General features: G+C 34.0%; 10 protein-coding genes. 4 read left to right on the forward strand and 6 right to left on the reverse strand.

Annotated features, from left to right (window positions below; all coding sequences use genetic code 11):
- Positions 1 to 52: 52 nt before the first annotated feature.
- Complete coding sequence (locus ACK1U5_RS22300; RefSeq protein WP_000609934.1) at positions 53 to 2,731, forward strand: DUF4084 domain-containing protein; 2,679 nt, start codon at positions 53 to 55, stop codon at positions 2,729 to 2,731.
- A gap of 16 nt (positions 2,732 to 2,747) precedes the next feature.
- Here ACK1U5_RS22300 and ACK1U5_RS22305 read toward each other — a convergent pair whose 3' ends face one another.
- A complete protein-coding gene (locus ACK1U5_RS22305; RefSeq protein ID WP_000734726.1) occupies positions 2,748 to 2,894 on the reverse strand; it encodes a quorum-sensing peptide PapR in 147 nt (48 codons plus the stop codon).
- An 89-nt stretch (positions 2,895 to 2,983) separates the two neighbouring features.
- On the reverse strand, positions 2,984 to 3,841 hold the full coding sequence (locus ACK1U5_RS22310; protein WP_000542925.1) for a helix-turn-helix domain-containing protein: 858 nt from the start codon (positions 3,839 to 3,841) through the stop codon (positions 2,984 to 2,986).
- Positions 3,842 to 4,009: 168 nt separating this feature from the next.
- Between ACK1U5_RS22310 and ACK1U5_RS22315 the strand changes: the two genes are divergently transcribed.
- The gene (locus tag ACK1U5_RS22315) at positions 4,010 to 5,761 is read left to right on the forward strand and encodes a M4 family metallopeptidase (RefSeq protein ID WP_069604710.1); all 1,752 of its coding nucleotides are present in this window, start codon (positions 4,010 to 4,012) and stop codon (positions 5,759 to 5,761) included.
- 39 nt (positions 5,762 to 5,800) lie between these two features.
- Here ACK1U5_RS22315 and ACK1U5_RS22320 read toward each other — a convergent pair whose 3' ends face one another.
- Genes ACK1U5_RS22320 through ACK1U5_RS22335 form a run of 4 tightly spaced genes read right to left on the reverse strand, consistent with a single transcriptional unit; the run spans position 5,801 to position 9,164 of the window.
- Positions 5,801 to 6,403, reverse strand: a complete 603-nt coding sequence (locus ACK1U5_RS22320; RefSeq protein ID WP_000619245.1) for a response regulator transcription factor — start codon at positions 6,401 to 6,403, stop codon at positions 5,801 to 5,803.
- A complete protein-coding gene (locus ACK1U5_RS22325) occupies positions 6,400 to 7,530 on the reverse strand; it encodes a sensor histidine kinase (protein WP_113710547.1) in 1,131 nt (376 codons plus the stop codon). The genes ACK1U5_RS22320 and ACK1U5_RS22325 overlap by 4 nt, the downstream gene beginning before the upstream one ends.
- The gene (locus ACK1U5_RS22330) at positions 7,531 to 8,265 is read right to left on the reverse strand and encodes an ABC transporter permease (RefSeq protein ID WP_001202431.1); all 735 of its coding nucleotides are present in this window, start codon (positions 8,263 to 8,265) and stop codon (positions 7,531 to 7,533) included.
- Positions 8,262 to 9,164 (reverse strand): ABC transporter ATP-binding protein, encoded by a 903-nt coding sequence (locus ACK1U5_RS22335; RefSeq protein WP_000411110.1) that lies wholly within the window; start codon positions 9,162 to 9,164, stop codon positions 8,262 to 8,264. The genes ACK1U5_RS22330 and ACK1U5_RS22335 overlap by 4 nt, the downstream gene beginning before the upstream one ends.
- A gap of 157 nt (positions 9,165 to 9,321) precedes the next feature.
- Here ACK1U5_RS22335 and map point away from each other — a divergent pair, with 157 nt between their 5' ends.
- A complete protein-coding gene (map, locus tag ACK1U5_RS22340) occupies positions 9,322 to 10,116 on the forward strand; it encodes a type I methionyl aminopeptidase (RefSeq protein ID WP_003313889.1) in 795 nt (264 codons plus the stop codon).
- Between the two features lie 778 nt (positions 10,117 to 10,894).
- On the forward strand, positions 10,895 to 19,453 hold the full coding sequence (locus ACK1U5_RS22345; protein WP_448814838.1) for a SpaA isopeptide-forming pilin-related protein: 8,559 nt from the start codon (positions 10,895 to 10,897) through the stop codon (positions 19,451 to 19,453).
- The last annotated feature ends 375 nt before the right edge of the window (positions 19,454 to 19,828 follow it).

The following is a 19,828-nucleotide window of genomic DNA, read 5'->3' on the forward strand; positions in this document are numbered from 1 at the left end:
TAAATTAGCATTTTCTCCCCGAGATTCAACTTTATTGAAACGGAGTCACAATATGATTAATCAAAAAAAGTATATACAATCTGTCATAATATACATATTTATATTTGCTCTTTGGATATTCCTTATACCAAATGAGACGAATATAAAAGAAATCGGGATTCTTTTCTTATTCTGTTTCGCTGCACTTTTTTCTTGCTATTGCTTATGTAAAGCGATTAGAAAAATGACGCATGGTGATAAATTATTTTGGATTTTATTATTATGTACTTGTCTATGTGGGTTAGCTATGGAGATAACTTTATTTCTTCCTTCACTTTCTATTCATAAGCAAGTTATATTCTCATATAAAGCATTACCTTTTTTTATCATACAATATGTTTTACTCTTTGTTGGATTTGCTATAAAGTTTATAAAAATTTACTCTATTAAGGGTCTTGCTCAATTTTCATTCGATAGCATCTTTATTGTTATTATGAACATTTATTTCACTTTAACTTTTATCTTGGACCTTTCAAACTTCCGTATGTTAACAAAGGAAACTTGGATTTTAATTGGCTATTTCATTGCACAATCATTAGTAATTTACGCCGTTATTAGTCTATATAGAAGAGAACAATATTCTTCGAGTAGAATCGCATTAATTATCGGTTTCACTATTATACTCGTATACGGTTACATTCATCTGTTTCAATTAAATTTTGGGATGAAAACTTCTCCTGAATTTAATTATTTAATACACACTGCTTCTATTTTATTAATTGGACTTTCTTCCATACTATATATCTTGGATAAACCAATGCAACATGAAACGAAAGCAAAATATTATCGATTCGATTATGTACGTTTTATACTACCTTATTTTAGTATAATTATTACTTTTTCCTTTATTATCATTCAACCTTGGGATGATAAATTTATGTTAATTGGTCTCGTATTATCACTTATTTTGTTATTCTTGCGGCAACTTTACATGTGGAAAGATAATCAAGCACTAATCCTTACATATGAACAGTTGACTACACAACTAGAGGACGAAGTTGAAGAAGGTGCATTTGCATTATCAAAAAGTGAACAACGCTATAAGTCTTTATTCGAAGATCATCCCGATGCCGTTTTCTCTTTAAATATGAATGGCATTTTTCAACAATCTAATAAGGCATGCGAAAGCTTATTTACTGCCTATTATTGCGAAGTGGCAAGCTATTCTCTGCTACACTTCATTGATTCAAAAGACCACGAACTACTGAAGAAGGCTTTACAAATAACAAAGGAAGGTAGGCCACAAACGTTAGAAGTTCGTACAAAAGAACAAGAAGGCTATTATTATTATCTTCATATTACACTTATCCCTACTTTTATAAACAAAGAAGTGGTCGGAATGTTTGGGATAGCGCGTGATATTACAACTTTATATGAAAAACAAAAACAAGTAGAGCATTTAGCCTTTCACGATGCACTTACTGGATTACCAAATCGCCGAAAGTTCGAAAAAGATTTAAAAGCCATTTTAAATACAGCCCAAACTAACGCAAATGATGTTGCCGTCATATTCCTTGATTTAGATCGATTTAAAAAAATTAACGATAGACTTGGTCATGACGTCGGAGATTTATTATTAATTGAAGTAGCAAAAAGATTACGCGGTTGCTTGCGTTCAAAAGATATCGTCGCTCGCCAAGGTGGAGATGAGTTTACAATTCTATTACCAGAAATGTACTCAGAAAAAAGTGCAATTTTTATAGCTGAACAGATTTTAACTATTTTAAACAAACCATTCTTCATTCAAGGCGAAGAACTCTCTATTACACCAAGTATCGGAATTGCGATGTACCCTGATTATGGAACTAATGTAAATGAGTTAATGAAAAATGCTGATATGGCTATGTACCGTGCGAAAGCAAATGGAAAAAACAGATTTGTTTTCTTCTCAAAAGAAATGAGTATCGCTCAAAATGAAATTCAATTCTTAGAAGGTGAACTTTCAAAAGCATTACAACAAAATGAATTTTTCCTTGAATACCAGCCACAAGTAAGCACAAAAACAAAACAAATTATCGGTTTTGAAGCATTAATACGTTGGAAGCATCCAAAACTCGGTATCGTATCTCCTGCCCAATTTATCCCTCTAGCAGAGGAAACTGGTTTTATTATTGAACTTGGCAATTGGATTTTACGTACTGCCTGCTTAGAGGCAAAAAGATGGCATAATCAAGGTTTTTCTCACTTAAAAGTTGGTGTAAATTTATCTGTTGTTCAATTTAACCATGCAGATTTAATCCCAACTATTTCAAAGGTGTTGGAAGAAACAGAACTGAAACCAGAAGCACTAGATATTGAAATTACGGAAAGCATCGCAATTAATCAAAATCAATCTGTAGTTGCAAAACTAGAACAACTTCAAAATCTCGGTATTCAAATTTCAATCGACGACTTTGGAACTGGTTATAGTTCTTTAGCTTATTTAACAAAATATCCAATCAACACATTAAAAATCGCTCGAGAGTTTATTTGTGGAATTACAACTAGCCCTTTAGAAGAAGCAATTGTCTCTTCCATTATTACACTATCAAAAGAACTAAATTTAGAAGTGATTGCAGAAGGTGTAGAAACAGAAGAAGAATGGAAATTTTTACATAAACAAAATTGTGATCACATTCAAGGATTCTTTATTAGCAAACCTGTTTCTAGTAAAGACGTTTGGATGTTACTCCATAAAAAAACAACCGTCTAAGTAAGACGGTTGTTTTTTAGAACTCAAAAGGTACTTCATTAGCTAATTGTATCTCTTGATTATTATGAGAAATTATTTGGTTTTTCTCTAATGCTGTATCTCCTAATGAAATACCCCATGCCATCGCTAACGTTAGTAAACTACCAATAAGTAGTTTTTTCATATTCCATCACCCGCATTTTTTCTTTAAATATATCATGAAAAATTATCCAGACTTTATGCAATTATGCATATTTGTTCTTTATGTCTTTTTTATTTCTTCATTTTTTTTATAAGTGATTCTTTTAATTCATGGTTTCCTAATATATCAAAAAAGAAGCATGCTTTTTCGTAAGCATCTTCAATTTCTGCTCTATCACACCCAAGTTTTGCTAAGCATTCACCTTTTCGAAAGTATAACTGTCCAATCAATGTCATACTGTTAATTCGACAAGATAGGTCAATGGCTTTATTTGCGTGACAAAGCGCTTCTTCGTATTGATTGTCTATGTATAATGCTTTTGCATGATTATGTCTCACCTTCACATCAAACTCTTTATTATCATGCAATGCCTCTAATTGTTTTAATATATTTTCAAACAAATCAATACCCTGCTTCAAATAGCCGTTTTCAGCATAAATGTTTGCAATTGCGTTTTCAATATAAAGGTTCTGATATACATCTATTCCTACCAGTTGTTGATTGAGCAATTTCTTTAATTCTAAAATGCAATATTCGTAATCGATTTTTTTCAATACGTAAGCAGCTACATAATATTGCCATTGAAGAAATTGCTGAAGCTCGGGATGATATTCTTCCTTTTTCAATTCATTGCATACTCTATTATAAATTTCTTTATATTTTTTTTGCTTACAAAGCAGAATAATTTGATCTTTTAACTGCTTATTCCTCTCAATATCAGAATAAATAAGTACCTCATAAAAATGAATGATGGGAACTTGTAATTTTGCTGCAATACCTTGCAATATATCCATACTTGGGTATACCGCGCCCGATTCAATTCGACTTACTTCCGATTGATGACATATGTTCTCGGATAACTGTTTTTGTGTTAATCCTCTCATCACCCTAATTTTCTTAATTTCACTTCCTAATTTTTCTGCGTGCATACTTACTCACCATCCCATTATAACAATCTAATTTTTTAAGTTGTCATACCACTACAATAATGTGAATTCGACAATTTTTGATATGAAATAATGCATAATATATATATAATTCGGCAAATTTTTCATACAATTCATCTCACATACAATAATAGATTAGGAGTGTTATAGATGAATTATAGAAAACTTGCTAGTGCTTTCGTTACATTCGGTCTTCTTTGCCCTTTATCAACAGAAGCTATTCATGCTCAAGAGTTAGACAAAAGTGCAGTCAAAGTTGAAATTGCTCAGCCTGGTTTAACAATCGGGAAATTAACACAACCTCAAAATGATACGAAAGAAAATATTGCTAAAAAGTATTTAAAAGGTGAGGTAAATGGGGCGAAAGCTCAACAAGAACAAGTCACTACTGAAAAAAATGTAGATTTCCAACCTACAAATAAAGAAACTAAAGAAAATCAAACCGAAGTTCGCCTTGCACAAACATATAAAAACTATAAAGTATATGGCCAAGATCTCATTGTAAAAGTAGATAAAAATGGAGTGATCACAACTGTTAGTGGTAAAGTTGTTCAGAATTTAAATCAACAACCTAATCTTACTATAACAAATTTTTTGTCGAAAAATGAAGTAAAATCTAAATTACGCGATATAGTTCAAATTCCAAGTGATGCAGTTGAGACAGAATTCTCTAGCGAAACCGTTGTTTATAAGAAAAAAGATGGCTATTATACATTCGCAACTGTTATTACATTTACTTATGAAAACAATGAACAAATTATAAACGGCAATGCTATCGTTGATCTAAAAACTGGCGAAGTACTTTTCCAAGAAAAGTTCATTAAAAACAAAGAGAATAAGACTATAAATCAAGTAACATCACCTAGATTATCCCCTGCAAGTGAGCAAGGAACTGGGAAAAATGCACTTCAAGAAAACATCTCTTTCAATATTGCCAAAGGAACTGATGGGAAATTTTATTTAGCGGATTTATCACGCGGAAATGGTATTTATATTTATAATGCAAACTACGCCGATTCCCTCGGAGGATATAGTCAAGCTGGTTATCCAGGGACACTAATTTCAAGTAGCAATCCTAATTTTGCAGATAAAGAAGCCGCGGGCGCTATGAAGAATATGAGTGATATTTACGATTACTTTAAAAAAGAACATAATCTAAAAAGTTACGACAATAAAGATTCAAAAGTTGTTGCTAGTGTACACGGTTTTGATTCTACTGAAGTTAGTGATGGTGTAAAAGAAGACTATGTAAATGCATTTTGGCATCCCGCTTGGAACCAAATGGTATTTGGTGATGGTTTAGGCGGAAAACTAACATCCGCTCTTGATGTAACAGCTCATGAATTTGGACATGCTGTATTCAGTGGCACGACGAAAAATAAAGTCGTGAGATATCCAAGCGCTGAAACATCTGCACTAAACGAGGGATTAGCGGATTTCTGGGGTACACAAATCGAATATTACGTAAAGAAAGATAAAGGAAACTGGATTATGGGCGATACATTAGGTGACCTAACAATTCGTGATATCCCAAGGGAAATTGGTGACGGCGGTCATAAATTATATACAAATTTACAAGATTTCTATAACGATGGTAATAATCAAGAATCACACGTGAATTCTGGTATTATCAGTCACGTATTATATCAATTAGCTGAAGGTAAAACATATAACGGTGTTGCTGTTCAAAAACAAGGAAATGAAAAAGTAAGTAAAGTTGTTATGCGTGCATTGCAAAATTATGCAACTTCCGCTGAAGACTTTGAATCACTTCAATCTCATATCGTACAAGCTGCAAAAGATTTATATGACACTGCCGTATCAAATGAATTTGCAAAAGCATTTGAAGCACACGGTTACAAACCGTTACAAAAAGTAAATAAAGTAATAGAAGTACAATAATTATAAAAAGAAGGTTACCTCTCATAGGTAACCTTCTTTTTATATCCAACCCTTTTCTTCCGCAATTGTAATTGCCTCAATTCTATTTTTCGCATCGAGCTTCGTTAATACTTCAGAAATATAATTACGTACTGTGCCCGGCGAAAGATAAAGTGCCTTCGCAATTTCGTTTGCCGTCTTTCCTTCTTTCGCAAGCAACAATACTTCCTTTTCGCGATCTGACAACGGATTTTGCTCCTGCCATAAGCCAAACATTAAATCTTGGGAGACCTCTCGTTTCCCCTTCATTACATTACGAATTGCTGCCGCTAAATCTTCACTTGGGCTATCCTTTAATAAATAGCCGTGCACACCAGCTTTCATTGCTCTTTCAAAATATCCCGGCCGTGCAAATGTTGTTAAAATCATTACTTTGCATGATGATTTTTCTTTCTTTAACGCTTCAGCAACATCTAATCCACTTTGAATCGGCATTTCAATATCCATAATACTTATATCCGGTTTTAACGATTCAATTAATTTTAGCGCCTCTTCCCCGTTTGCCGCTTGTCCAATTACTTCGATATCATCTTCTAGATCAAGCAGAGCCCCTAACGCACCACGAAGCATCCGCTGATCTTCTGCAATAATAATTCGGATCATGCCCTCACCTCATCTTTTCCTGTTCTAATAACAACTGGAACTTTTACTGTTAACAACGTCCCTGGATTGATTGTACCTAGTTCAACAAATCCATCAATAAGAGCAATTCGTTCTTTCATGCCACGAATACCATTTCCATCATGATTTTGATCTGTTAAACCAATTCCGTTATCTTCTACTTTCAAAATTAGTTCACCTTGTGATTCTAATACAGAAACTGCGCACCGCGTCGCCTTACTATGTTTTACAACATTTGTAACGGCCTCACGTAAACACATCCCGACAATATTTTGTTCAATTGGTGATAACGAGCTCGATCTTGCTTCTTGCCTCACTTCTAATTCAATATTAGCTGCTTGTAAGATTGCTTTTATTTGCTCTAGCTCTTCTTCTACCGTAATCATACGCATATCAGAAATTAATTCTCTCAGCTGTTTTAAGGCTGTACGAGACGTTTGTGTAATTTCCTTCGCTTCCACACTTGCACGCTCCGGATTTTTCACAATTAACTTCTCTACAAGCTGGCTTTTCAAAGTAATAAGAGATAGCGTATGTCCTAATGTGTCATGAAGATCTCTTGCAATCCGCTGCCGTTCTTCACGTTTTACTAAGTCTTTAATTTGCTCGTTCGCCTCATCTAATTGATTTCTTAACATCTTTTTCTGATTAAAATTACGCATACCAAATGGCGTAAGAAGCATTAAAATAAACATCGGGACGATATTTACTAAACTTGTTGGTGTTAGTTGATTCATATTTACAAATACAAATGCTCCAAGCATTATAACTAACGAGCATAACAGCACTTGAAATACTTTCTTATTCGGCGCAAATACCATCGCACTTGCTGTGAAAAAGCCAAAAAATATCATAAAAGGATTATAAAATAAAGCAAATAAAAAAATGAGTATCATTTGAATGCATGCCCATAAAATAAACGTCTTCTGAACAAAATAAAGCTGACGGTATGTGATAATAAAAAGTATCAACATACCGCTCCCTAGCACAAGCTTCCATCCTGATGCTTGTGCTAAGTGATAAATTGGAAATAATAGATAAACAAACCACATGTACGGAAAGAATCCCATATGTTTCGGAAAAATCTCAATCCTCTTCTTCTCTATCATTTATACCGCTTCCTGTCTTTTTCTTATATATATTGATACTACAACAAATATAAGGAAATAACCTCCTAATACCGCTATATTTTCCCATCCAATTGATTTTCCAGCTACAATATCCCACGCACCACTTCCGAAATGGTATGTTGGTGTCCATTCACCAATCGTTCTTAATATTTTTGGGAATACTTCAATCGGCATCCATAACCCGCCAACTATAGCTAAACTCATATTTAAAATATTAGCTAAGCCAGCAGCTGCGTCCGCCTTCTTAATGGAACCTATTACTGTTCCTAACGCTAAAAATGGTGTTACCCCTAACAATAACCATAACCCCGCACCAATCCATTGCCCTACCGTTAACTCAACATGATTAATTAGTATCCCTGCAATAAAGATAACTAATATTGAAAAAGCATTTACTACTGTTTGAGCGATAATTTTTGCTGTTAAATATGCTCCCTCTGGAAGCGGTGTAATTTTTAGAAGATGTGTCCATCCTTGCCCTCTTTCCTGAGAAAGCCTTACACCGAAACTAAAGAGTGCAGTCCCTACAATACTGAAAGTTGCCATCGAAATTAAATAATGTGCTTTCCACGCATCTCCGTTTTGTGGTACTTGAACAACATTTGTGAAAATGTAGTAAAACATAACAGGCATTAATAATGAGAAAAAGATAAATAATTTATTGCGGAATGTACGTAAAATTTCTATTTTGCACTGCATCCATAACGCTCTCATGCGATTTCCTCCTTCTGATTTGCAACGAATTGTTCAAATGCCTCATCAAGACTTCCACGCTCAACTGAAACATCTGTTACAGGTAAACTCCTTTGATAAATGGCTTTTAAAGTTGCATCCGTATCCTCCGTTGTTAAAATGAAGCGGCCTTCGTTTGACTTTACTTCTATTACATTTGGTAATTCCTTTAGTAATTTTGTAGGAATGCTTTCCTTTGAGTAAAATGTGATTGTTTTTCTCGAAATCGTTGCTTTCATTTCGTCTGGTGTACCATCTGAGATAATCTTTCCGTTCGCAAATAATAAGATACGATTTGCTAAAGCATCTGCTTCTTCTAAATAATGCGTCGTTAAAATAATCGTTTTCCCTTCACTTGCTAACTTTCGAATCGTTTCCCAAAACGTTCTTCGAGACGTAATATCCATTCCGACTGTCGGCTCATCTAAAAATAACAAATCCGGATTTCCCGCAAGTGCAAGTGCAAAGTTTAACCTTCTTTTTTGCCCACCTGATAATTTCTCACATCTTTGCTTTCGCTCTGATTCTAAATTTGATAACTGCAGTAATGTTTCTTTCTCTATAGGATTCGTATAATAACTACGGAATAACTCAATTGCCTCTTCCACCGTAATACTATCAATGACACTTACTTCTTGCAGCATCGCACCGAGGCTATTACGAACATCTTTATGCTTTGGACTCTTTCCAAATATAGAGACCTTACCTTCCGTTGGTTCCTTTAATCCAAGCATCATCGACATCGTCGTTGTTTTCCCCGCACCATTTGGACCAAGCAACGCTACTATTTCCCCTTTATTTACATGAAATGAAACATTATTTACTGCGTTTTTATGTTTAAATGTTTTAGAAACATCATTTACTTCAATAATCTTTTCCATCTCTCCACCCCCGCTGTTTCTTATATTTACATTGTATTCCTTGGAAAACTTAGGAAACAGTATGATGCGTCATGACATCGATATGACAATTGTCATGTATTCTTTATGAGAGGAATCAACCTGCATACCGCAAGCGAGTAGCAGGACGAAAATAAACATGATACAATCGGATAAGATATATATTCGAGGAAGGACAGTGGTTTTCATGATTATTCGTAATGAACAAGATTTAGAAGGCTTACGAAAAATCGGCCGCATCGTTGCGCTTGCACGTGAAGAAATGAAAAAACAAGCGAAGCCAGGTATGACAACGAAAGAGCTTGATTTGATCGGTAAAAAAGTATTAGATGAGCATGGTGCTATTTCTGCACCTGAAAAAGAATATGATTTTCCAGGTGTAACTTGCATTAGTGTAAATGAAGAAGTTGCTCATGGTATTCCAGGAGATCGTGTATTAAAAGAAGGCGACTTAGTAAACGTCGATGTATCCGCTGCACTTGATGGCTATTATGCAGATACAGGCATTTCATTTGTTCTTGGAGAAGACGAGGCAAAAGAAAAACTTTGCCAAGCAGCGGTTGATGCATTTTGGGCAGCAATGAAAAAGGTTAGAGCTGGCTCAAAACAAAATCAAATTGGTCGTGCTGTTTCAAACTTCGCACATAAAAGTGGATACAATGTTATCCAAAACTTAACTGGTCACGGCATTGGTCTTAGCTTACATGAAGCACCAAATCACATTTTAAGTTACTATGACCCAATGGATAATGCGCTTCTAAAAGACGGTCTTGTTATCGCTGTAGAACCGTTCATCTCTATGAAAGCTGATCATATTATTGAACGTGGTGACGATGGTTGGACATTCGTTACACCAGATAAAAGTCTTGTTGCACAATGTGAACATACCGTTGTCGTAACACGCGGTGAACCAATAATCTTAACAGAAATCTAATACCAAAAACGGCTGTTTTGTAGATTTATTCCACATAAAACAGCCGTTTTTTATTTTTGGGAAAATATGTGAACTAGTGTTGAACTCTTTATCATTTAAGTATATAATCTTTAGCGGAGGTTACTTAAGCTTATCTTTACTAAAAAGATATTGTAACTAAGGAGTAAAACACCTTCTTTCCTATTGTTTAAACAGGCTCAAAAATGACCGCAGTAACGTGTTAGTCGAATATTCTGTAATCCTTATATTTCTCTAACAATGTAAGAAACTATCACCTTTCAACTTCGGTCCACTAATCGCACAACTCTCTTTAGACAAAATAAATGACTATTTTCAAAGTACATATTGTCTTCATTCTGACCAAAACCAACCCTATCTAGATTTTTATTTCCACATAACTTTAAGGCAAAAATAAGCCTTCACAAAGGGATACACTACATTGGTTAGTATGTATCGTAAAACTTACCTTTATAACCATTCTTTTTTACTAGATATACATGAAAACTATCTCACATATAAAGGTCTGATATCATTATTTATATCAGTATTTTTTTCGACATTTTTTGTCGAATTGTGTATATTTCCATAGAACTGTGTAAATATACATTTTGTTTTACGTTAAATAATATTGCTTTGAACATAATTCTGTTTGTCTGAGAACGCGTATAGAAACGGAGGGATAACAAAAATAAATAGCTTATAACAAATACTTTTAATATTCCATTTGTTCATGTGGAATAAGTCCCCAATGGACAAATGAATGTTCAGAGGAGGAAAAATGAAAAAACTTTTTAATGTATGTTTAATTGTATTCGTACTATTTTCGCAACTTGCTAGTTTTCCATACAATCAAGTAAGAGCGGAAACCTTAACAGGAGATTCCTTATTTGACACTGTTGAAATGAAAGATGCGACGAATCATATTATTGACGAATCAAAAAATCCTAACAATTTAATAAAGATAGGATCAACCATTCAAGTAGAATACGCTTGGTCAATAAAGGATCAACAAGTTGCACACGCAAATGATACAGCAGTAGTTCAAATACCACTTGCATTAAAAGTATCTAAAGATTTGCAAGGGGATTTAGTAACAGATCAAAAAAATATTGGTCAATATTTTATAACAGCTAAAGATAATAAATTAAAATTAATATTTAATGATCAAGTAGAAAATTTGAAAGACGCTAAAGGAAAAATTAAAGTTGATACCGTGTTTAACTCAACTTTAAAACCTGGGGAAAAATCAGTTCAAATCGCTTTTCCTTTAGGAACAATGGTTCAGCCTATATCAGTTCCTGTTCAAGTAGAAAACTCTAAAGAAGATGGCACCAAACAGGATACTAATAAACAAGCGCAAGATCCAGTAGCTAAACCTGTTACTGACAATCCGGAGCAAGATCCAGCAACTAAAACTGTTACTGATAATCCGGAACAAAACCCAGCAGCTAAAACTGTTACCGATAATCCGGAACAAAACCCAGCAGCTAAAACTGCCACTGATAATCCGGAACAAAACCCAGCAGCTAAAACTGCCACTGATAATCCGGAACAAAACCTAGCAGCTAAAATTGCTACTGACAATCCAGAACAAAAGCTATCAAGCGACCCTGCTGAGAATACAAATTCAGGTCCAAAGCAAATAACAACAAACATTTTAACCGGTGTAAAGTTGACGGATAAAGACGGAAAACCATTTACAGAGGATAACCGTCCAAGTACAGATTCCCCTGCCAATATTGAGTTTACATGGGAACTTTTAAAGTCAATGAATGTGAAAAATGGAGATTACTATATTTTTGATCTTCCTAAACATTTTAAGATTTACAATACAATTAACAGTCCTTTATATGATAGTGAAAACCATCAAATTGGTAATTTTACTGTTACAAAAGATGGAAAAGTCACGATGACATTCAACGATTATGTTGAAGAGCATCCAGATGTTGCTGGTAACCTACAATTAAAGACAGAATTTAATAAAGCTGAAATTAAAGGTACAACAACACAAGAAATTCCTTTCCCGATTAAAGATAAGGATGTTTCTATTACAGTTGACTTTAAGCCTAATGTACAAACAGCTACGAATAAAAAAGGATTACCTGATAGACCAATTAATACAAATGAAATTAATTGGAAAGTAGAGATGAACAAAACGCAAGACACCCTTAAAAACGCTGTTTTTAAAGATAACATTCCACAAGGTACAAACTTAAATAAAGATTCTATTAAAGTTTATTATTTAGAAGTTGATGTTAATGGGAATGTAACGCGTGGTGCAGAAGCTGAGCCAACAGATTACAATATTATTTCATCAGATGGCTCAAAATTGGAGATTGCTTTTAAAGATTCTATCAATAAAGCATATCAAATCGAATATGCCACAAAAATTACTGATGAAAATATTAAAAGTTTCCGAAATAACGTTACGATAACGAGTGATAATCAAAAGCAACAAAACGCAAGCTCTACTGTAACGGTTTCTCATGGTACACACTTAAATAAAACAAGTAAATATGATCCAAAGACGCAAACAATTGAGTGGACAATTACTTACAATGGTGATCAAAGAGAGATCAAAAAAGCAGATGCGATTTTAAAAGATATTTTTGACGATACACACGAACTAGATGCAAATTCTATTGTTGTAAAAAACGCTTCATATAATGAAAAAGGAACGCTTGTAACAGGAGACGCTGTTAATAATTACACTGTAAGTAACAAGAAGAATGGCTTCGATTTACAGTTTAATGATGATATTAATAGTGCTTATGTGATTACCTATAAAACCAAGCCAACTAATAAAGTTATAGAAGATGGAAAAGTAAAAAATAAAGTTACAGCTGATAATGATTCAAGTAAAGAAAATGAAGCTAGCTTCAAGCAGCAAAATATTATTAAATCTAATAATAAAGCTGAAACAAATTATAAAGACAAAACAACAACTTGGACAATTATAGTAAATAATAACAACTATCCATTAAACAACGCGATCATTACGGACACCTTTGATCATGGTGGATTACAATTAAAAGATAAGAAACTAGAAATTAAAGACGGAAATTATACCCTTCAGGCTGGGACTGACTATATTTTAGATACAACAGATAAAGGCTTCAAAATTACTCTTATAGGTACGTATCAGTCTAATATGACAAAGACATTAGTCGTAAAATATACGACAGACTTTGATTATACAAAGCTAGAAAGTGGTAAAACTTCATTTAAAAATACAGGTAACCTATCTTGGATAGATACGGATTCTAATCCACAATCAAATAAGGTTGAAGCTAATTTTGATCCTGATACTTTCACAAAAGCAAATGGTTATAAATACGGTTCTTATAACGCCCAAACGAAGGAAATTACTTGGATAATAGGCTTTAACTATAATAATGTTGAGATTAAAGATCCTTATGTTATAGACGTCATACAAGATAAACAAAAGTTAGTGCCTGGATCCATTGAAGTGCGCGATATGATTTTAAATGGAAATCCTAATAATGCACAACCTGGTAATGCTGTACCAACTGAGCAATATGAACTTGAAGAACCTACAGAGAACAATAAAAACACCCTAAAGGTTCATTTCAAACAATCAATTAATTCACCTTACTATATTATCTTTAAAACAAGCCTTGATGGTGAACTTATCCAAGGCACCTACAAAAACGAGGCAGATTTAAAAGATGGCTCTAAAATTGTAAACACCCTTACAGGTGACACTCAAGTAAATAAAGGTGGCAGCTTCGTTACTAAAAAAGCTGTGCAAGACGACAACTATATTAATTGGAGTATCGCAATTAACGAAAGCCAATCAACCATTGCAGATGCCGTTGTAACAGATGACCCAACCGAAAATCAGGTAATTGTGGAAGATTCATTCCACTTATATCCTACAACTGTTGATCCATATGGAAATTTAACAAAAGATACAGTAAACGAATTAAAAGAAGGAACAGACTATAAACTCAAAATAACAACAGACAATAATACCGGAAAGCAACATTTCGAAATTGCCTTCTTGAAAAAAATTGATCGAGCTTATATTTTAGAATATCGCTCACTTATTAATGCAGACGATAAAGAAAAAGTAAGTAATAAAGCGAAAATCACAGGCAATAAGTTGACAGTTAAAAACACAGAAACTACTGAAACGATTGAAGTGAGAATGTCTTCTGGTTCAGGCGGAGGATCTGCTACTAAAGGCCGTGGAAACCTTGAAATTATAAAGGTAGATAACGACAATAAAAACGCACTATTAGCTGGGGCAGAATTTACTTTATACGATCGTACAGGTAAAACTGTTATCCGTAAAATTACAACAGACAAAGACGGTATCGCTAAATTTAATAATTTAAAACGCGATAAATATTTATTAAAAGAAACAAAGGCTCCTGAAGGCTATGTAATTAGCTGGGATTTAAAACAAGGGAAAATTGTTGAACTTGGTACACAAGAGACTACAACATATAAACTTGCAAATAAGAAGTTTGTCGGTAAAGTAGTTTTAACAAAGTCTGATGACCTGAATAAAAACGTCACACTGCAAGGTGCCGTTTTCACACTACTTGATAAAGATAAAAAAATAATTTCAGAACACGAAAAATTAACAACAAATGATAAAGGGCAAATTACTGTAGATAATTTAAAACCAGGAACTTACTATTTAAAAGAAATAAAGGCTCCTGAGCATTATCAATTAGATGATCGACTTATTGAATTTACAATCGAGGAAGATCAAACAACAGTAATCAATAAAACGGCCCAAAACAGCTTAATTAGAGGCTCAGCTATCCTAACAAAAGTTGATAAAGAGGGTAATACTTTAGAAGGTGCTGTATTTAGTGTACGGGACCAAAATAACAAAAGAATTCCTGGTTATACCAAATTAACGACAAATGGTAACGGACAAATCGAAGCGAAAAATTTACTTCCTGGAGAGTACCAGTTTGTTGAAGAGAAAGCACCTGAACATTATGAAATAGATAAAAAACCGCTTAAATTTACAATTGAAAAAAGCCAACAGAAAGCACTTACTGTTACCGCGACAAATCACCTCATTAAAGGTGGTGTCACTTTAACGAAAGTCGATGATGTCGATGGCACTGCCCTTGAAGGTGCTGTATTTAAAATTGTCGATGCGAATGACGAGAAACAAGTAATTCGTGAAAATATAAAAACAGGTTCAGATGGAAAAGTTACCATTAAAGATCTAGAGCCTGGTGTTTATAAATTTATCGAAACAGAAGCTCCTAAGGATTATACGTTAAGTACAAACCCTATCGAGTTTACAATTGATAAAAGCCAACAAGCTCTTGCTACTGTTACGGCAAATAACAGCTTAAAAACGGGCGAAGTTGAATTATTAAAAGTTGATGAGTTTGGTGAGAAAAAACCACTTGAAGGTGCAGTATTCAAGCTTGTCGATACAAATAATAATGACGTTTCCCCTTACACTAACTTAACTACTGATAAACACGGTAAAGTTAAAGTTAGTAACCTACGTCCTGGTACGTATAAATTCATTGAAATAGCTGCTCCTGAACATTACGTTTTACGAGCAGAACCTATTGAATTTACAATCGATAGAAGTCAGAAAGAAACTCTACTTGTGAAAGCTGAAAATGCTTTAAAACCAGGAGATGTTGAATTAACAAAAGTTGATGATATCGATGGTACAGCTCTTGAAGGTGCTGTATTTAAAATTGTTGATGCAAATGATGAAAAGAAAGTCATTCGCGAAAATGTAAAAACTGGTGCGGATGGTAAAGCTATCGCTACTGGCTTACGCCCTGGCGATTATAAATTTATCGAAGTAACAGCACCGAAGTATTACGACAAAAATACAAAACCAATTAAATTTACGATTACAGAAAGTCAAACAACTCAGGCTACTGTTACCGCTAAAAACAGCTTAACAAAAGGCGGTATTGAGTTAACAAAAGTGAATGCTGCAGATGAAAAGGAAACACTTGAAGGTGCAGTATTTAAAATCGTTAATAGAGATACTAATGAAGATGTTCGTACGGACCTTGTTACGAATAATAAAGGAATGCTAGTTGTAGATGACTTACGTCCTGGTAACTATAAACTTATCGAAACAAAGGCTCCAACTTATTACGATGTAAATGTAGAACCAATTGAATTTACAATCGAAAAAGGACAACAAAAACTCCTTCCACTTACATTTAAAAATAGTTTAACGAAAGGAAAAGTTAAACTTATTAAAGAAGATGATGTGGAAAGTAGTAAAGCTCTTGCCGGCGCTGTATTCACATTGCAAGACCCAACTGGCAAAGAAATTATGAAAGATTTAACAACAGATGATCACGGAGTATTAGTTATTCCTGATTTAGCACCAGGGGATTATCAATTTATCGAAACAAAAGCCCCTGAACATTATAAATTAGACAAAACACCTATTAAGTTCACAATTAAAAAAGGTAGTAAGGAAGATCTTCCTATCCCTGTTACTGTAAAAAATAGTTTACTTACAGGTGGCGTCACTTTAACAAAAGTTGATGATGTTGATGGCACTACTCTTGAAGGTGCAGAATTTATAATCGTTGACGCTCATGATACTAAAAAGGTAATTCGCAAAGGTTTAACGACTGATAAAAACGGTAAAATTACTGCTTCTGATTTACGTCCTGGAGACTATCAATTTATTGAAGTAAAAGCTCCAAAAGACTATACCTTAAGCAAAGACCCTATTCCGTTCACTATCGAAAAAAGTCAAAAAGAGAATATTACTGTTACCGCTACTAACAGTTTAAGGAAAGGTGCAGTAACATTAACAAAAATTGATGACATCGATCGTACGATGCTCGAAGGTGCAATCTTTAAGATTGTGGATATGAATGGTAAGGAAGTTCATACGAATCTTGTTACAGATAAAAACGGAAAAATTTCTGTTTCTGATTTACGCCCTGGAGACTATCAGTTCATTGAAACAAAAGCTCCTGAGCACTATGTATTAGATGAAACAACGATTCCATTTACAATTGAAAGAAGTCAAACGAAAGAGATCAATGTTACAGGCAAAAATGCTTTAAAAAAAGGTAGCGTTGAACTAACAAAGATTGACGATATTGATATAAATACAAAACTTTCTAACGCCGTATTTAATTTATTAGATGCAGACGGTGAGCTAGTGGAAGAAGGCTTAAAAACAAATGCTGAAGGTAAAATTGTTGTTGAAAATCTACGTCCTGGTACGTATCAATTCGTTGAAACAATTGCTCCTGAACATTACGATTTAGATAAAAAACCTATCGTATTTACAATTAAAAAGAGCCAAACTGAAACTCTTCATATCACTGCTACAAATGCTTTAACAAAGGGTGCAGTTAAACTTTCTAAAGTAGACGATATTGATGGCACTGTTCTTAAAGATGCAGTATTTAAAATTGTTAATATGAACGGTGATGTAGTTCATAAAGACCTTGTTACAAATGAACAAGGAATAATCGAAATTAACGACCTACGTCCTGGTGATTACCAATTTATCGAAACGAAAGCTCCTAAGCATTACGTTTTAGATGAAACACCAATCAAATTCACTATTGAAAAAGGACAGAAGAAAGTTATTTCTTTAACTGCTACAAATAGCTTAAAACAAGGTAGTATCGAATTACTTAAAGTTGATGATTTAACCACTCAAACAAAACTTGCCGATGCGGTATTTAATTTACTAGATCAAGATGGCAAAGTACTTAAAACAGATTTAAAAACAAACAGTGAAGGTAAAATCGTTATCGAAAACTTACGTCCTGGTACGTATCAATTCGTTGAAATAACGGCCCCTGAACACTATGATTTAGACAAAAAACCAATTATATTTACAATTGAAAAAAGCCAAAAAGATATTGCTACCGTTACTATGAAAAATAGTTTAACAAAAGGCGGCGTGGAACTTTCTAAAGTGGATGACGTCGATGGCACTACTCTTGAAGGCGCAGTATTTAAAATTGTGGATATGAATGGCACTGTAATTCGCAAAGATCTTGTTACGAATCAACAAGGTAAAATTAGCGTTTCTGACCTACGTCCTGGTGATTATCAATTCATCGAGACAACGGCTCCGAAACACTACGATTTAAACAAAGAGCCAATTCCATTCACAATTACAAAGAGCCAAGCTGATCCTATCTCCGTTACAGCTACAAATAGCTTAACGAAAGGCGCTGTGGAACTTTCTAAAGTGGATGATGTAGATGGTACTGCTCTTAAAGATGCGGTATTTAAAATTACTGATATGAATGGTAAAGACATTCGTACTGAGCTTACAACAGATGTACACGGAAAAATTTCTGTTTCTGATTTACGTCCTGGGGACTATCAGTTTGTTGAAACGAAAGCTCCTAAACACTATAAATTAGATAGTACACCTATTAATTTTACAATTAAGAAAAGCCAAAAAGAAAAGCTCCAAGTTACTGCTACAAATAGCTTAACTGAGGGTGCTGTAGAATTAATAAAAGTGGATGATATAAATTCAGATACAAAACTTTCTGATGCAGTGTTTAACATCATCGATGCGAAAGGTAAAATTGTTCGCACTGATTTAACTACTGATAAAGATGGGAAGATTTCAGTTTCTGATTTACGTCCAGGAGATTATCAGTTCATTGAAACGAAAGCTCCAACTGGCTATGATTTAAACGTTAAACCAATTCCTTTCACAATTACGAAAGGACAATCTCAGGTTACCTCTGTTACAGCTTTAAATAGTTTAACAACAGGTTCAATTGAGTTAACTAAAGTTGATATTGATCACCATGGAACACTTGAAGGTGCCATTTTCAATATTTTAGACCAAGATGGAAAAATCATCCGAGAAGGTTTAAAAACAGATCAACACGGAAAAGTAATCGTAAATGATTTGAAACCTGGTAATTATCAATTAGTAGAAACAAAGGCTCCTAAAGGCTATCAATTAGATGCATCACCAATAAACTTTACAATTGATAAAGCCCAAGCTAAGCCACTACAAATTACAGTTTCAAATAAAAAAATTGAATCTTCTTCAGGTGGAGATGACAAGCCAATTACTCCTCCAAATAAAGAAGAAAACAAAGGCAATGAAACATCTGAGAAACACGAAAACGGAACTTCTGAAGAACAAAATAATGAAACACCTGAGAAACACGAAAACGGAACTTCCGAAGAAACATCGAATAAAACAGATAACAAACAGCAAGATGATCGAAATACGGATAAACACCTTCCAAATACAGGTCATAAAGAAGACCCTACACAAACAGTAGGTATTGTTCTTCTACTAGCTGGATTATTAAGTATTTTAGCTACAAAACGCAAAAAAAATTATTAATAATTTTTTCACATCCAATCAATCTCTCAATTGATTGGATGTTTTTTTATACAAAAAGGACGATACATAAAGTATCGTCCTTTTAACGGGGTGAGGCTGCCCAAAAGTACGGAAAACCTTTGAACAGCCTCTTATTTTCATATGGATGCCTTACATATATCACTGATAATAATTATGAAATGCGGAAACATAATTACCATCAACTGATTCAAACATGAGAAATGAAACCCTACAGTGGTTCCATTCCTCTACATAATCTAAAGTTTGGGTACACTAGATTCATGCAATGTAGGAGCTTTCAGAGTAGAAAGCGAACCTTCGTTTAAAATGATAGCATACATATCTCCCTCAAAAATATGCAAATATGCATATATC

The sequence above is a fragment of the Bacillus sp. XB1 genome (assembly GCF_053557995.1).

Bases quoted from the DNA above. Each gene is read 5' to 3' on its own strand.
- ACK1U5_RS22300 (WP_000609934.1), top strand. From the start codon at position 53: ATGATTAATCAAAAAAAGTATATACAATCTGTCATAATATACATATTT.
- ACK1U5_RS22305 (WP_000734726.1), bottom strand. From the start codon at position 2,894: ATGAAAAAACTACTTATTGGTAGTTTACTAACGTTAGCGATGGCATGG.
- ACK1U5_RS22310 (WP_000542925.1), bottom strand. From the start codon at position 3,841: ATGCACGCAGAAAAATTAGGAAGTGAAATTAAGAAAATTAGGGTGATG.
- ACK1U5_RS22315 (WP_069604710.1), top strand. From the start codon at position 4,010: ATGAATTATAGAAAACTTGCTAGTGCTTTCGTTACATTCGGTCTTCTT.
- ACK1U5_RS22320 (WP_000619245.1), bottom strand. From the start codon at position 6,403: ATGATCCGAATTATTATTGCAGAAGATCAGCGGATGCTTCGTGGTGCG.
- ACK1U5_RS22325 (WP_113710547.1), bottom strand. From the start codon at position 7,530: ATGATAGAGAAGAAGAGGATTGAGATTTTTCCGAAACATATGGGATTC.
- ACK1U5_RS22330 (WP_001202431.1), bottom strand. From the start codon at position 8,265: ATGAGAGCGTTATGGATGCAGTGCAAAATAGAAATTTTACGTACATTC.
- ACK1U5_RS22335 (WP_000411110.1), bottom strand. From the start codon at position 9,164: ATGGAAAAGATTATTGAAGTAAATGATGTTTCTAAAACATTTAAACAT.
- map (WP_003313889.1), top strand. From the start codon at position 9,322: ATGATACAATCGGATAAGATATATATTCGAGGAAGGACAGTGGTTTTC.
- ACK1U5_RS22345 (WP_448814838.1), top strand. From the start codon at position 10,895: ATGAAAAAACTTTTTAATGTATGTTTAATTGTATTCGTACTATTTTCG.